The following is a 14,512-nucleotide window of genomic DNA, read 5'->3' on the forward strand; positions in this document are numbered from 1 at the left end:
TCCTTAAAATGAGTGACTAAAATTGACCACGGATAAACTACTTGGGTGCCGCTTGCGCAGGTCCCCAAGCAGGTTCACGAATATCTCCGCCCGCTTCTGACAGGCGCTGCCTTACTAAACCGTCCACAGTCACCGTCGCTAGGGTGCCCTTTCCACCTACACGCGTTGCGTACATGATGGTGCGTGCGTTAGGTGCAAAAGTGGGTGACTCGTCCAACGAACCATTACTGAGCAATTTTACATCGCCCGTGCCAAGATCCTGAACGGCAACCTTAAAGGAACCGCCATCATTACGGATATAGGTCAAATACTTGCCATCCGGTGAAAAACGCGGACTCACATTATAGCTACCCTCAAACGTGACACGGGAAGCCGAACCCCCTGAAGCTGGGACTTTGTAAATCTGCGGGCGACCACCACGGTCTGAGCTGAAATAAATATACTGGCCATCAGGTGAGAACGCTGGCTCGGTATCAATGGAGCTGCTTTTAGTCACTTGCTGCAAATTGGAACCGTCAGCAGAAATTGTATAAATCTGCGAGTTCGCACCGTAAGTCAGCACCACTGCAAGCTTGCTACCATCAGGCGACCAGGCAGGGGCACTGTTATTGCCTTTAAAATTGGCAACGACTTTGCGTTCCCCGGTGTATAGGGACTGCACAAAGACAATTGGTTTCTTTTTCTCAAACGAGACATAAGCCATTTTAGTGCCATCAGGCGACCAGGCAGGAGAAATAATAGGCTCATTAGAAGACACCAGCGTCTGGGAATTAAAGCCATCGTAGTCTGCAATCTGCAAGGTAAAGCGTTTGCCTACCTTGGTCACATAGGCAATACGGGTGGCAAACGCCCCTGGTTGACCGGTGAATTTTTCGTAGATCTGGTCAGCGATCAAATGCGCGACATGGCGATACTGGCTGGGCGAAACAGTATAGGTCAGCTGCAATAAAGCGGTCTGGCGCAACACATCCATGACTTGCACAGAGACTTTGAGGTTGCCGCCAACCTGCTGCACTTCACCAAGGCTCAAGCCTTGTGCTTTCAATGCCGTCCAGTCGGTGTATTTAATCTGCGAGGCATTGGTTGGCAAGGATGGCATGCCACTAGTATTGATGATACGGAACATGCCGCTACCGCGTAGATCGTTGCTGATAATTTCATGCAAGCGGCTTTTTTGTGAATTAGCCGGTTCAGCCATGGGCAGAATCGCGATTGGGATCTGGATAGCGCTACCGCCACTGATCTCGATTTCCAAAGCAGCGTTGGCAGAGCCTGCAAACATGCAGGCCATCAGGCCAGCCAAAAATATGCGCCATACAGCGTATGGCAAATGACCGTAGACAGTTTTCATGATCTCAGTTTTATTCATTAGTGTTATGTACAAGAATTATAACGAAAAGCCCAGGCAGGTCATAATTTAGCCTCTAGGCTTTAATTTCAAACGAATCTGCTCCAGCAATTTTCTGCGTTCTGCAGGATGATCTTCGCCCGGCAAATCAAACGGCTTGGCTGACAGCACAGCCCGCATGACTGCATCATCACACACGGCATCGCCGGACCCTTTAGCCAGTTTGGGCATCCCGGAAATATCCCCGGTCACTGTCAACTGCATGTCTACGGCTAATTCCGGGTTTGAAACCGGGCATAAACCAGGGTTCACATTACTGCGAATCTTGCGCTTCATGAGTTCAGCGTAATATCCCAATACAGAGGGATCCACCGCGGCGGCCGCAGCGGCTTGCTGCGCTTCCATATCCTGCTGCCGCATCGCTTCCTGAATTTTCTTAAGCTTATCTTCTTCCTCTTGTTTACGCAGGGCTTCCTGAATTTTCTTCAGTTTTTCTTCCTGTTTTTTCTGCTCCAGCTCTTTCTTTTTCTCTTCTTCTAGCTGCCTTTTTTTCTCATCTTCCTGCTTTTTGAGTGCAATTTGCGCTTCTTGTTCCGCTTGATTGACTTGAGGGTCAGGTTTAGGCTGCGGTGGAGGCGGCTCTGGCTCAGGGGGTTTAGGCTCTGGCTTGGGTTCCGGCTCAGGCGGTGGCGGCGTTGGTTCAACGGGTTTGGTGACCGGTTTGGCCGGTTGCTTACTGGGTAAACTGTCCCATAATGTGGCTTCCATGACACTGGGATTGACGTGCACTGCTTTCCAGTCAACCATGAAAATCATACCCAGGAACAACAATACATGCATCAGTACAGAAAGTACTGCCGCGCGTTTGCGTATTGCCTGATCTTGGGGGGACAAATCGATTTTCATCTGGATAGGGTCGCGTTAAAAGATTACCACGTAGTTTGAGTCATTGGCTGCTTACTTTTCGTTCTGGAATAGCAAGCCAACCTTATCGACCTGTGCCTGCTTGAGGATATCCATCACCGAGACCACCTCGCCATAAGGAGTGTTTTTGTCCGCCGAAACCACGACCGGCTTTTCGGCTTCGGACAGCCGTTGACGAATCAAGGCCAGCATATCATCGCGCTCCATCTCCTTGCCATCCATCATGACAGTGCCCTCTTTCTTGACAGTGACAACAATCGGATCACCGCTTTGCTTGAGCGCTTGACCGACTTTAGGTAGCTCCACCATGCCAGGATTGGTCATGGGTGCAGTGACCATGAAAATCACCAGCAACACCAGCGTCACGTCGATATAAGGAACGACGTTAATCTGGTTCATCATGCGCCGTTTACGCGTTCTGCTCATACGGACTCCAATCAGGCTCTACGTTGCAAAATATTGGTAAATTCTTCGATAAAGCTTTCGTAACGCACAGAGAGGCGATCAACGCCCGCAGCGAAACGGTTATAGGCAATCACGGCCGGAATCGCCGCAAACAAGCCAATGGCCGTTGCCACCAAGGCTTCTGCAATCCCTGGTGCAACCTGGCTCAGGGTCGCCTGTGCCACATTAGATAGACCACGGAAAGCATTCATAATGCCCCAGACAGTGCCAAACAAACCGATGTATGGACTGACAGAACCGACAGAGGCCAGGAATGGCAAATGGGAGTCCAGGTAGTCGAGCTCACGGTTATAGGCTGCACGCATGGCTCGACGCGTCGCTTCCATCACGTCACTCACTTCGGTATCTTTTTGCTGCTTGTAGCGGATAAATTCCTTCAACCCAGCCTGAAAAATACTGGCCATGCCTTGCGGTGTTTTCCTGCCGGCAGTGATGCGCTCATAGAGCTCGTTCAGGTCACCGCCAGACCAAAACTGGGCTTCAAACTGATCTACATTTTCATTTGCCACCTTCAAGGAAAACACTTTAATGAAGATATACCACCAGGAGACCAGCGAGGTCAGCAGCAGGATCAGCATCACCAGCTGTACTGGCAAACTGGCCCCGCTCACCAGGGTAAAAATCGACATATCGTTTGTTACATTCATGAAGACTCCAGTGCAATTTTGATACGGGCCGGAATACCCGTGGGTTTAAATGAATCTGCATCCACACAGGCCACCTTGACCTGCGCCTCAATTAAAACGGTGTCATCACGCATGATGTGTTGACGGCAACTGAAGCTGCCACGTCCCATTTCCATCAATTGTGAAAACACTTCTAACTCATCATCCAGCCGTGCTGGTTTTTTAAACTGTAGTTGCATGCTGTGCACCACGAACAATACCTGTTCCTGCTGCGTTAACGTGCTCTGCGTGAAGCCTGAAGCGCGCAACCACTCAGTCCGTGCGCGCTCCATAAAATTCAGGTAGCGGCTGTGATATACCACACCACCGGCATCGGTATCCTCGTAATAGACGCGAACCGGGAACACGAACATATTATTGCCCATCTTGCCACAATTCACCTGACACCATACTTGCAGGCGCCTTTAGACCGAAGTGCTGATAGGTTAACATGGTCGCCACACGTCCACGAGGCGTACGCATCAGGTAACCTTGCTGAATCAGGTAAGGCTCCAGAACATCTTCAATCGTATCGCGTTCTTCACCAATGGCCGCAGCCAGATTATCCAATCCCACCGGGCCACCGCCAAATTTTTCAACCACCGCCTGCAATAGTTTGCGGTCCATGACATCGAGGCCTTGCTGGTCGACATCCAGCATTTTCAAGGCAGCGTCAGCAATCACATCGGTCACAATGCCATCGGATTTGACCTGGGCATAGTCGCGCACACGGCGCAACAAACGGTTGGCAATGCGCGGCGTACCACGTGCACGGCGCGCAATCTCAAAAGCGCCCGCCTGCTGCATGTCAACTTCGAGCAAACTGGCTGAGCGGGTCACAATTTTGGCAAGTTCGTCATGGGAGTAAAACTCAAGGCGGGCCACAATGCCGAAACGGTCCCGCAAAGGATTGGTCAGCATGCCTGCACGTGTGGTCGCGCCCACCAGCGTAAACGGCGGCAGATCCAGACGCACGCTACGTGCAGCCGGGCCTTCACCGATCATGATATCCAGCCGGTAATCTTCCATAGCCGGATATAAAATCTCTTCCACCACCGGGCTTAAGCGGTGAATTTCATCAATAAACAACACATCATTGGGTTCAAGATTGGTCAGCAAGGCAGCGAGGTCGCCTGCTCGCTCCAATACAGGGCCAGAAGTCATGCGTAAATTGACACCCATCTCTTTAGCCACGATATGGGCCAAGGTGGTTTTGCCGAGACCAGGCGGGCCAAATAGCAATACATGGTCCAGCGCTTCCTGGCGACCACGGGCGGCATTGATAAAAATCTCGAGCTGTCCACGTGCCTTTTCCTGCCCGACATATTCGTCCAGCAGTTTTGGGCGCAGTGCACGCTCCAGCGCTTCTTCCTGAACGCTGGCAGTGGCAGGCGCTACAAGTCTATCGGTTTCTATCATGAGTGATCGGCGATGAAGTGCAATACAACACTAAACAATATAAGGCCTCATGCCGCGGTTAAAGAAAGTCATTTATTTTTCGTCATCATACCATGCAGCGTTTGACTATTACAGACCATGACAGTGAGTCCACGCTCACAAGCTGCGCCGAGCTACTTAGCCAGATATTTGAGGGCCTGACGGATACCGTCACTGACACTGACACCGGGCTCCAGCATCTTGATGGTCGCCTGCGCCTCCCGCTCGTGGTAACCCAAGGCCACCAATGCATTGAGGATGTCATCCGTCGCGGCTTTCGCTGATGGTTGCGCAGAGGTCGATCCGGTCACCACAAATTTATCCTTGAGCTCCAACAACAAACGCTCGGCGGTTTTTTTACCAATCCCAGGAATACGGGTCAACATGGAAACTTCTTGCTGACTGACCGCCAGCATCAGGTCATTCACACTGACGCCACTTAAAATCGACAGCGCAGATTTGGCGCCTATGCCATTGACTTTGAGCAGCTGCTTAAAGGTGTTTTTTTCCTGTTCACTGCCAAAGCCATAGAGCAATTGCGCGTCTTCACGCACCACCATGTGCGTTAATACCTGCACCGGTTGCCCCAGCTCAGGCAGGTTGTAAAAAGTGCTCATGGGGACTTCGACCTCGTAACCGACACCATTGCAATCGATGACAATCAACGGTGGGGATTTTTCCAGCAACCGGCCATTCAGACGTGCAATCATATCAATCTTCCATTTCTCACTCTGAATCCCGTGGTCGCCAGCGCGCCCAGGCCTTGTCCGCCATGTGCATGGCAGATAGCACACGCCAATGCATCGGCTGAATCGGGGCTAGGATTCGCGGGCAGTTTTAACAGGCGCTTCACCATTTCCTGCACCTGTTCTTTTTGGGCATGGCCATTGCCAACCACGGATTGCTTGACTTGCAAGGCGGTGTATTCGGCAACAGACAACTGGCGGATGACCGCCGCCGAAATGGCTGCCCCACGCGCCTGCCCTAATAAAAGCGTAGATTGAGGATTCACGTTAACGAACACCTTTTCAATCGCCACCTGGGTTGGCTGGTAAGTGTCAATGACTTCAAACAAGCCATCCAGGATCACTTTTAAGCGCTCGGGCAATGCTTCTTTTTCTGACTCGCCATCCTCGCTTTTTTTAGCTGCGGCGGTTTTTATCACGCCACTGGTGACATACGACAGCTTGCCATCTACAGCCTCAATGACACCAAAACCGGTAATCCTGAGCCCGGGATCTATCCCCAAGATGCGTTGCGAGGCCATTAAAAATGATTTACCCAGCCAGCGGCGAAAGTCACTGGTTACTCTTCGATCACGGCAGACGTGTAGACGTCCTGCACATCATCCAGGTCTTCCAGCATATCGAGGATTTTTTGCATTTTAACGGCATCATCACCGGTAAAAACTACCTCATTCAAAGGCTTCATGGTGACTTGCGCCATGACAGCCTTAAGGCCCGCAGCTTCAAGCGCTTCTTTGACAGTCACAAAATCACCGGGTGCAGTAATCACTTCAATGCTGCCATCTTCATCGGTAATCACATCCTCTGCACCTGCTTCGAGCGCCGCTTCCATGACGGCATCTTCAGAAACCCCTGGCTCAAATACCAGTTGGCCACAGTGTTTGAACATAAAAGCCACGCTGCCATCTGTGCCCAGGTTACCACCGTGCTTGGTCAAGGCATGACGTACATCCATCACGGCACGCTGGCGATTATCGGTCAGGCAATCAATAATAATGGCCGCACCATTAATGCCATAACCTTCATAACGGATTTCTTCGTAGTTCACGCCTTCCAATTCACCCGTGCCTTTTTTAATTGCACGCGTGATATTGTCCGAAGGCATGTTTTCTTCCTTGGCCGCTGCCACTGCCGCGCGCAAACGTGGGTTCATGGCCGTATCGCCCCCCCCCATACGGGCGGAAACCGTGATTTCTTTGATCAGCTTGGTGAAGATTTTGCCGCGTTTGGCATCCTGACGGCCTTTACGATGTTGAATATTGGCCCATTTACTATGTCCAGCCATAGTGCTTCCTTGTATTTTTTAGCAATGTTGTTGAGATCATTTAGCTCACCGATTTTACCACAGCCACCTGATCGCCAAGCGACCGTCTCGCACAACAAAAAAGCCTGACATGGTCAGGCCTTTTATGAAAGATTAGCGCTGCATTACTGACTCTTGCCGTAAGCAGGCTGCATCATGAGGAAGGAAATCAGGCTCAGTGAAAAGATTATCAAACCCATCCCCGTCATTTCCATACGATCTGGCACTTCATTTAACTGTATCCATGCCGCAATCACACCAATCACTGGTGCCAGCATGGATGCCATACTGGCGAGACCTGCCGGCAACCGCTGCAAGGCGAACAACCACAGTAACCAGGCCAATGCACCACACAACACCACATTAAACAAAACAGCACCGATCAAGTAGGGAGACCAATCAATCGCTGGGGCAGGCACCAGCCAGGCAATCAGCACCATGGGCAGCGACCCCAGCAACATCGGCCATGCGGTCAGATTAATCAAGTCCAGCGTGGGATGGCGCTGATGCAACTGTTTGGTCATGATGGCAGACAATGCCCAGGACACGCCAGACAATACTGCCAGCAACATGCTAAAACTGTCTGCACGGATATGCAGCGGATCAAAAATAAACAACATCCCCAGCACTGCCGCAATCACCGCCAGCCACTGCCACCCGTGCACACGCTCACCCAGCATCGGCCAGGCAAACAGCAAGGTCCAGAATGGCATGGTGTAGGTCAGCACAGCCGTTTTACCGGCACCGCCTGCTACCAGTGCCCACATCAGCACGCCAGTGAAGCCCACATTCTGCAAAATACCCAACAACAACATCGTAGGGAACTCTGTGAGTCCCATTGGACGGCGCATCACATACAACACTACAAACAGCACCAACGCTCCAAAAAACGTACGCATGGCAGCAAACTGGAACGGTCCTGCATATTGCAGTGCGCTCTTCATCACTACCCAGTTATAGCCCCAGATAATAGTGAGTATCAGCAGCGCAGTCATCGCTTGCGAACGTTGTTTGATCAATTGATCCATAAACCTTGTTCCATGTGAGATGTAAGGTATGTATTAATTCCAGATGTGCGTCACGGCTAACCACTGACCATCTGCCTGCTTTTGGAAAACAACTTGTACGTTGCCGCCAAACTGCTGTTTGACACCATCTTCGCCCACCATGGCTGCTGCCCAATCCCCGGTTTGAGTCGCCATCGTATCGCTCACCACAGCCTCTTTCATAGTGAGTGCATGTTCAATGACACCTGCCTGAATCAAACCACCAAAAAAGTCAGCCACAGCCTGGCGACCTTTCACCACCTGGCCAGCAGGTGCCGGCATCACGATCGCGTCATTGGCGTACAAGGCTGCAATTGCCTGTGTATTTTTGCTGTTAAACGCAGCGTCAAATTGCTGGTTCAATGCGGTTAACGTGTCTACAACTGTTGCCATGGTGAAACTCCTCCATTGAAAAATCGAATTTACTGATTAAAATCCCAAGCTGACATCCCGCGGTCTATCACCCCTAAAATCGCTTGTAAATCATTCCGTTGCTGCTCATTTAAGCCCTGCATGCACAATCGTAACCGCGTGTAGTAATCCGGCATCACGGTGTCCAGCTTGGCTTGGCCCGCAGAGGTGAGTTTTATTTTCACGCTACGCCTGTCTTGCGGCACGGATACCCGCTCTACCAGTCCGCCTTGCTCCAGTCCATCAAGCAAGCCTGTCATGGTCGCGCGAGTCACACCAAGCTTTTCAGCCAGCACCGATGGTGTAGACGTCAGGTCGGTTTCACGCATGAGTAAAATCAACACCCACCAGCGCCCTTGCAATAACTCATGCTTGCTGAGGCAGGCATCGAGCGCGACCGACAAATCAGTCGCCACGCGCAAAAGCATCAAGAAGCTGGCAATGGCGGTGACATCCGCTTCTGGATAGCGCTGGGCGAAGCGTTCAAGCACTTCTTGGGTGGGGAGATCTCTAAGTTGCAACATAATTAGCCTCATTATAGTTAGCCAGCTAACCATGTCAAGTGTAATTTTAGTTTTTCTTATGCAACTGTGATAGAAATGAATAAAGTCTGTTGAAAGTAAATAAGGTCTGTTAATGTATATTTCGCGTTAATTAATACGTAAGTGTTACCAGGCAGCGATTTAATTCATACGTAATTTTGAGGCCCCAGATTTACTGGGGCCTTTCTTTTATCAAAGCAGTTGAGCTAATCAATAGCTTTTCTCTGACTCCATACGCGTTTAAATACAACTTGGAATCTAGCTGAATTCAAGCCGCATACCAGTATTTACACGAAATTTATGACGGCCTCGCAGAATATATACAATTTTTTACGTCATTTAATTAAGAATGTGCCTCTCTAAAGAAATTAAATATGGTGAGGTGTATTCAATGCGTTGTTCAATTTCAAGGTTTCTTGTGGGCTGTGCCACATTCACCTCATGTGGCAGCCATGCTGATGAGATGCCGAGTCTGGCGACAGACAGGTACAAGATTTCCGGTTATCTTGAAGCCTATTACAGCAAGGATTTCAATCAACCAGCATCACAGACACGACCAGGCTTCATCTACAGCTATAACAAGCACGATAGCGCACAGATCAACCTGGCGCTGATCAAGGCCTCGCTGGATATGGACCGCGTCCGTGCCCGTGTAGGCATTGGTTCCGGCACGTACATGCGGGCCAACTATGCAGCAGAAAATGGCTATGTGCGCAATATCTATGAAGCAAATGTAGGCTTTAAACTCCTTGACCGGCATGATGTCTGGCTGGATGTCGGTGTCATGCCTTCGCATATCGGTTTTGAAAGCGCAATCGGTGCAGAAAACTGGACGCTGACCAGGAGCATGATGGCGGATAATTCGCCCTACTTTGAGACCGGGGCCAGGGTGTCCTATACCTCTCCCGATGGCAAATGGTATGTGAGCGGTGTCGCCGTCAATGGCTGGCAGCGTATCAACCGGCCGGGTGGCAATAGCACGCCTTCACTCGGTCACCAGGTGACCTATAAGCCTCACGATAAGCTGACGCTTAACAGCAGCTCATTCATCGGTAACGACAAATCTGACCAGGACCGGCAAATGCGCTATTTCCATAATTTCTACGCCCAACTGGCTCTGGACGACAACTGGGCGGTGACGACGGGGTTTGATATAGGTGCCGAGCAACGCCTGGATGACAGGGGCCGCTACAACGTCTGGTATACGCCAAACGTGATTGTCAGATACCGTTACTCCGATCGCCTCAGTGTGTCCGCCAGGGCCGAGTACTACCGTGATAAACAGGGTGTGATCATCAGCACCAGGACTCCCGACGGATTCAATATGCAGGGGTATTCGGTCAATATGGATTACAAGCTATATCCATCTATCCTGTTGCGCGCAGAGCTTAAACAATTCATCAGCAAAGAGCGGTTCTTTGACACCGATGACAATGACCTCTCCCGTCGCAGTCTGTTGGCAACCACCGCCCTGGCTATTACCTTCTAGGCAGGTTCGTCAACCTCAATATCTCGCATCCTGGCTGGCGTATTTACAGAATTTTTATACGCCGGCATTTGTTCATTACAACTTCTTTATTTCCGGCAGCGTAATCTTGACCATGGAGTCATAGATTGTTTTGACGTTTTTGAAATAGCAGAGGTACGACACATGATCTACATCATCGGCGGAGTCACGGCAGCGTTCCTGTTCGTGTATCTCCTCTACGCCCTTATTAATCCGGAGCGCTTCTAATATGTATACAGATGGATTCATACAAGTGGGTTTGTATATGCTCGTCCTGCTGTTGCTGACCAAGCCGGCAGGACACCTGATATACAAAGTCATGGAGACGCGATGCCTGCAGGATCACGCATGGCTGGGTGCGCCGGAACGATTGATCTATCGCTTGTCCGGTGTGGACCCGAAAAGCGAGATGGGCTGGAAAAGCTATGCAGTGGCCCTCCTGCTATTCAATGCGATAGGCGTGTTTTTCGTTTTTCTGCTGCAATTATGGCAGGCCTGGTTGCCACTCAATCCGGAACAACTGGCCAGCGTGACGTGGGACTCTGCTTTTAATACCGCAGTGAGTTTCGTCACCAACACCAACTGGCAGGGATATGGTGGCGAGACCACCATGAGCTATTTCACGCAGATGACAGGCCTGGCTGTGCAGAATTTCGTATCCGCAGCCACTGGCATTGCGGTCGTGATTGCCCTGATTCGCGGTTTTGCCCGCAGCAACACTGACCGGATTGGGAATTTCTGGGTCGACCTGACCCGCTGTACCTTGTATTTACTGGTGCCGATCTCACTGGTGCTGGCCACGATCTTCATGCAGCAGGGGGTGATCCAGAACTTCAGTCCGTATGTGGATGCACGCACTGTGGAATCCACGCAATATGAGGTGGCTGTGGAAGGCAGCGACACCCCTGAACAGGCCACCACGCAAACCCAGCACATTGCCATGGGGCCTGTGGCTTCTCAGGAAGCCATCAAAATGCTGGGCACCAACGGCGGCGGTTTTTTTAACGTGAACTCGGCACATCCGTTTGAAAACCCAACCCCGCTGACCAACTTCATCCAGATGCTGACCATCTTCCTGATCCCGGCTGGCTTGTGTTATGCCTTTGGCATGATGGTGGGTGACCGCAGACAAGGCTGGGCAATCTTCGCTGCCATGGCCATCCTGTTTGTGGTGATGGCAGGGGTCACCATACGCTCTGAATTAATCGGTAACCCATTGTTGGCCAGCGCTGGAGCGGAAACAACCTCCAGCCTGGAGCAGCCTGGGGGCAATATGGAAGGCAAAGAGACACGTTTCGGCGTCGTGACCTCGGCCTTGTTTGCCACCATTACGACCGCTGCATCGTGTGGTGCAGTGAATGCCATGCATGATTCCTTCACCCCTATCGGCGGCATGATCCCGATGTGGTTGATGCAACTGGGTGAAGTCGTGTTCGGCGGGGTCGGCTCAGGCTTATACACCATGCTGATCTATGCCGTGATCGCCGTGTTTGTGGCCGGGCTGATGATAGGCCGTACCCCGGAATACCAGGGCAAGAAAATTGAAGTGTTCGAGATGAAAATGTCGGCCCTGATCATCCTGGTCACGCCTTTATTGGTGCTATTGGGTACAGCGATCTCCCTGATCGTGCAGCCCGGCCTAGCCGGGATCGCAAACCCTGGCGCACATGGGCTAAGTGAGATTCTGTATGCCTACTCTTCGGCAGCCAACAACAACGGCAGCGCTTTTGCCGGCTTATCGGCCAACACCCCGTTTTATAACCTGATGCTGGCCACTGCCATGTGGTTCGGGCGTTTTGGCATCATCGTACCGGTACTTGCCATCGCGGGCTCGCTCGCCGCCAAGAAACGCATTGCACCAGGCCTGGGCACGTTACCCACCCATGGTCCCCTGTTTATCGGTTTGCTGATAGGCGCAGTGATCCTGGTAGGGGCGCTGACCTATATTCCGGCACTGGCATTGGGCCCAGGGATTGAGCATCTGATGCTGTTTTCACAACAACACTGATGCGAATTGAAGAAATTGAGAGAGTGAGTAGAGTGATGGCTACAAATACTGTTAGCAACTTACCAAAGATGGCGCAACTGAAAACAGCGTTCGCCCAGTCCATCGTCCGTTTGTCGCCACAAGTGCAATGGCGCAACCCGGTGATGTTCGTGGTGTACCTGGGCAGCCTGCTGACCACCGGCCTGTTTTTGAATGGCTTGTTCTCAGCATCAGGCGGACAGTCCGGTTTTGTCGGCCTGATCAGCCTGTGGCTATGGGTCACCGTGATTTTCGCCAATTTTTCCGAAGCCATTGCGGAGGGTAAAAGCAAGGCACAGGCCGCCAGCCTGCGCAGTTCGAAGAAGAATGTACCCGCCAAGAAACTGGCCAGTGCGAGCAAAACGGCCAAAGTCAGCCTGGTCGATAGCCTGTCGCTGCGCAAGGACGATATCGTGCTGGTGGAAGTGGGGGATACGATCCCGGCCGACGGTGAGGTCATTGAGGGCATTGCTTCTGTCAACGAAGCGGCGATCACAGGGGAATCCGCGCCAGTAATCCGTGAATCCGGTGGTGACTTCAGTGCGGTGACGGGCGGTACCCAGGTACTCTCTGACTGGATCATCGTGCGCGTCACCGTGAATCCGGGGGAAGCATTCCTGGACCGTATGATCGCCATGGTAGAGGGCGCCACCCGCCAGAAAACCCCCAATGAAATCGCATTGACCATTCTGCTGGTATCCCTGACCATCATCTTCCTGCTGGCGACCGTGACCCTGTTACCAATGTCGATTTTCAGCGTGCATGCGGCCGGCGCCGGTGAGCCGGTGTCTATTGTGGTCTTGGTGGCTTTGCTGGTCTGCCTGATCCCGACCACCATTGCCGGCCTGCTATCGGCGATTGGCGTGGCGGGGATGAGCCGCATGCTGCAGGCCAATGTGATTGCCGTGTCTGGCAAGGCCGTTGAAGCGGCGGGTGACGTGGATGTGCTGTTGCTGGACAAGACCGGCACCATCACTTTGGGTAACCGTCAGGCGTCGGCATTCTTCCCGATTGCAGGCATCAGCGAAGAGGCGCTGGCTGATGTGGCACAACTGTCATCACTTGCGGATGAAACCCCCGAAGGCCGCAGCATTGTGGTGCTGGCAAAGAACAGATTCTCCATCCGGGAACGCGATATGCAGTCTCTGGGAGCGGTGTTCGTGCCTTTTTCTGCCCATACCAAAATGAGTGGTATCAACCTGGGCAATCGCCAAATCCGCAAAGGGGCTGCGAGTGCCATTAAACAGCATGTCATTGGCCTGGGAGGGCCTTTTCCCGACGAGCTGGTGAAAATTGTGGATGATATTGCCAGGCGGGGCAGCACGCCACTGGTGGTCGCAGACGATGAAAAAGTACTCGGTGCGTTAGAACTGAAAGACATCGTCAAAGGGGGGATCAAGGAGCGTTTCGCCGAATTGCGTAACATGGGCATCAAGACCGTGATGATCACTGGCGACAACCGCCTGACGGCTGCATCAATTGCCGCCGAGGCTGGCGTGGATGATTTTCTGGCGGAAGCGACCCCCGAAGCCAAATTGCAGTTGATCCGGGACCATCAGGCCGAAAGCAAGCTGGTCGCCATGACGGGGGATGGCACCAATGATGCCCCGGCGCTTGCGCAGGCCGATGTGGCGGTGGCGATGAATACGGGTACCCAGGCGGCAAAAGAGGCCGGCAATATGGTGGATCTGGACTCCAATCCTACCAAGCTGATCGAGATTGTCGAAATCGGCAAACAGATGCTGATGACGCGTGGCTCACTCACCACCTTCAGTATTGCCAACGATATCGCCAAGTATTTTGCAATCATTCCGGCTGCCTTTGCCAGCACCTATCCTGCACTGGGTGCCTTGAACATCATGGGGCTGGGCTCGCCCAATTCTGCGATTTTATCTGCGGTTATTTTCAATGCCTTGATTATTGTGGTGCTGATCCCATTGGCCTTGAATGGCGTGGCCTACCGTGCCATCGGGGCGGCGGCGCTATTAAGACGCAATATGCTGATTTATGGCTTGGGCGGCATCATTGTCCCGTTTATCGGGATCAAGGCAATCGACGTCCTATTGGTTGCCATCGGTATCGTTTAATCAGA

General features: G+C 52.0%; 16 protein-coding genes. 4 read left to right on the top strand and 12 right to left on the bottom strand.

The features are described from left to right. Positions 1-37: 37 nt before the first annotated feature. The 12 genes from tolB to ACJ67_RS13045 all read right to left on the bottom strand — a co-directional run bounded on the left by tolB (position 38) and on the right by ACJ67_RS13045 (position 8,869). A complete protein-coding gene (tolB, locus tag ACJ67_RS12990) occupies positions 38-1,351 on the bottom strand; it encodes a Tol-Pal system beta propeller repeat protein TolB (protein WP_369799085.1) in 1,314 nt (437 codons plus the stop codon). Between the two features lie 66 nt (positions 1,352-1,417). Continuing rightward, positions 1,418-2,242 (bottom strand): cell envelope integrity protein TolA, encoded by an 825-nt coding sequence (gene tolA, locus ACJ67_RS12995; RefSeq protein WP_231587185.1) that lies wholly within the window; start codon positions 2,240-2,242, stop codon positions 1,418-1,420. Between the two features lie 63 nt (positions 2,243-2,305). Further along, a complete protein-coding gene (locus ACJ67_RS13000) occupies positions 2,306-2,698 on the bottom strand; it encodes a biopolymer transporter ExbD (protein WP_049639433.1) in 393 nt (130 codons plus the stop codon). 11 nt (positions 2,699-2,709) lie between these two features. Continuing rightward, complete coding sequence (tolQ, locus tag ACJ67_RS13005) at positions 2,710-3,384, bottom strand: protein TolQ (protein ID WP_049639434.1); 675 nt, start codon at positions 3,382-3,384, stop codon at positions 2,710-2,712. Then, positions 3,381-3,788 (bottom strand): tol-pal system-associated acyl-CoA thioesterase, encoded by a 408-nt coding sequence (gene ybgC, locus ACJ67_RS13010; RefSeq protein ID WP_231587186.1) that lies wholly within the window; start codon positions 3,786-3,788, stop codon positions 3,381-3,383. The genes tolQ and ybgC overlap by 4 nt, the downstream gene beginning before the upstream one ends. Then, positions 3,778-4,821, bottom strand: a complete 1,044-nt coding sequence (gene ruvB / locus ACJ67_RS13015; RefSeq protein WP_049639435.1) for a Holliday junction branch migration DNA helicase RuvB — start codon at positions 4,819-4,821, stop codon at positions 3,778-3,780. Before ruvB ends, ybgC begins: the two co-directional genes overlap by 11 nt. 152 nt (positions 4,822-4,973) lie before the next feature. Continuing rightward, positions 4,974-5,549 (bottom strand): Holliday junction branch migration protein RuvA, encoded by a 576-nt coding sequence (gene ruvA, locus ACJ67_RS13020; protein WP_049639436.1) that lies wholly within the window; start codon positions 5,547-5,549, stop codon positions 4,974-4,976. After that, positions 5,546-6,106, bottom strand: a complete 561-nt coding sequence (gene ruvC, locus ACJ67_RS13025; RefSeq protein ID WP_049639437.1) for a crossover junction endodeoxyribonuclease RuvC — start codon at positions 6,104-6,106, stop codon at positions 5,546-5,548. Before ruvC ends, ruvA begins: the two co-directional genes overlap by 4 nt. Positions 6,107-6,144: 38 nt before the next feature. Continuing rightward, complete coding sequence (locus ACJ67_RS13030) at positions 6,145-6,870, bottom strand: YebC/PmpR family DNA-binding transcriptional regulator (protein WP_018987491.1); 726 nt, start codon at positions 6,868-6,870, stop codon at positions 6,145-6,147. A gap of 143 nt (positions 6,871-7,013) precedes the next feature. Further along, positions 7,014-7,916, bottom strand: coding sequence for a DMT family transporter (locus ACJ67_RS13035; protein ID WP_049639438.1), 903 nt, complete (start codon positions 7,914-7,916; stop codon positions 7,014-7,016). 33 nt (positions 7,917-7,949) lie between these two features. Continuing rightward, a complete protein-coding gene (locus ACJ67_RS13040; protein ID WP_049639439.1) occupies positions 7,950-8,327 on the bottom strand; it encodes a DUF4440 domain-containing protein in 378 nt (125 codons plus the stop codon). Between the two features lie 29 nt (positions 8,328-8,356). Further along, complete coding sequence (locus ACJ67_RS13045) at positions 8,357-8,869, bottom strand: MarR family winged helix-turn-helix transcriptional regulator (RefSeq protein WP_049639440.1); 513 nt, start codon at positions 8,867-8,869, stop codon at positions 8,357-8,359. A gap of 409 nt (positions 8,870-9,278) precedes the next feature. Here ACJ67_RS13045 and ACJ67_RS13050 point away from each other — a divergent pair, with 409 nt between their 5' ends. The 4 genes from ACJ67_RS13050 to kdpB all read left to right on the top strand — a co-directional run bounded on the left by ACJ67_RS13050 (position 9,279) and on the right by kdpB (position 14,507). Beyond that, positions 9,279-10,376: a porin gene (locus ACJ67_RS13050; RefSeq protein WP_156171690.1), complete on the top strand. Its 1,098-nt coding sequence runs from the start codon at positions 9,279-9,281 to the stop codon at positions 10,374-10,376. Positions 10,377-10,538: 162 nt separating this feature from the next. Next, positions 10,539-10,622 (top strand): K(+)-transporting ATPase subunit F, encoded by an 84-nt coding sequence (gene kdpF / locus ACJ67_RS15220; RefSeq protein ID WP_082164051.1) that lies wholly within the window; start codon positions 10,539-10,541, stop codon positions 10,620-10,622. Between the two features lies 1 nt (position 10,623). Next, positions 10,624-12,402 (top strand): potassium-transporting ATPase subunit KdpA, encoded by a 1,779-nt coding sequence (kdpA, locus tag ACJ67_RS13055; RefSeq protein ID WP_049639441.1) that lies wholly within the window; start codon positions 10,624-10,626, stop codon positions 12,400-12,402. Between the two features lie 68 nt (positions 12,403-12,470). Beyond that, entirely contained in the window at positions 12,471-14,507 is a 2,037-nt protein-coding gene (gene kdpB / locus ACJ67_RS13060) for a potassium-transporting ATPase subunit KdpB (protein WP_231587295.1), read from the top strand. The last annotated feature ends 5 nt before the right edge of the window (positions 14,508-14,512 follow it).

The organism is Methylophilus sp. TWE2 (genome assembly GCF_001183865.1).
Taxonomy (GTDB): Bacteria; Pseudomonadota; Gammaproteobacteria; order Burkholderiales; family Methylophilaceae; genus Methylophilus.

Excerpts from the sequence above, each read along its gene's own strand:
- ybgC (WP_231587186.1), bottom strand. The coding sequence starts at position 3,788 with ATGGGCAATAATATGTTCGTGTTCCCGGTTCGCGTCTATTACGAGGAT.
- kdpB (WP_231587295.1), top strand. The coding sequence starts at position 12,471 with ATGGCGCAACTGAAAACAGCGTTCGCCCAGTCCATCGTCCGTTTGTCG.
- ACJ67_RS13040 (WP_049639439.1), bottom strand. The coding sequence starts at position 8,327 with ATGGCAACAGTTGTAGACACGTTAACCGCATTGAACCAGCAATTTGAC.
- ACJ67_RS13035 (WP_049639438.1), bottom strand. The coding sequence starts at position 7,916 with ATGGATCAATTGATCAAACAACGTTCGCAAGCGATGACTGCGCTGCTG.
- ACJ67_RS13000 (WP_049639433.1), bottom strand. The coding sequence starts at position 2,698 with ATGAGCAGAACGCGTAAACGGCGCATGATGAACCAGATTAACGTCGTT.
- ACJ67_RS13050 (WP_156171690.1), top strand. The coding sequence starts at position 9,279 with ATGCGTTGTTCAATTTCAAGGTTTCTTGTGGGCTGTGCCACATTCACC.
- ruvA (WP_049639436.1), bottom strand. The coding sequence starts at position 5,549 with ATGATTGCACGTCTGAATGGCCGGTTGCTGGAAAAATCCCCACCGTTG.
- ACJ67_RS13030 (WP_018987491.1), bottom strand. The coding sequence starts at position 6,870 with ATGGCTGGACATAGTAAATGGGCCAATATTCAACATCGTAAAGGCCGT.
- ruvC (WP_049639437.1), bottom strand. The coding sequence starts at position 6,106 with ATGGCCTCGCAACGCATCTTGGGGATAGATCCCGGGCTCAGGATTACC.
- tolB (WP_369799085.1), bottom strand. The coding sequence starts at position 1,351 with ATGAAAACTGTCTACGGTCATTTGCCATACGCTGTATGGCGCATATTT.
- ruvB (WP_049639435.1), bottom strand. The coding sequence starts at position 4,821 with ATGATAGAAACCGATAGACTTGTAGCGCCTGCCACTGCCAGCGTTCAG.
- kdpF (WP_082164051.1), top strand. The coding sequence starts at position 10,539 with ATGATCTACATCATCGGCGGAGTCACGGCAGCGTTCCTGTTCGTGTAT.
- kdpA (WP_049639441.1), top strand. The coding sequence starts at position 10,624 with ATGTATACAGATGGATTCATACAAGTGGGTTTGTATATGCTCGTCCTG.
- ACJ67_RS13045 (WP_049639440.1), bottom strand. The coding sequence starts at position 8,869 with ATGTTGCAACTTAGAGATCTCCCCACCCAAGAAGTGCTTGAACGCTTC.
- tolQ (WP_049639434.1), bottom strand. The coding sequence starts at position 3,384 with ATGAATGTAACAAACGATATGTCGATTTTTACCCTGGTGAGCGGGGCC.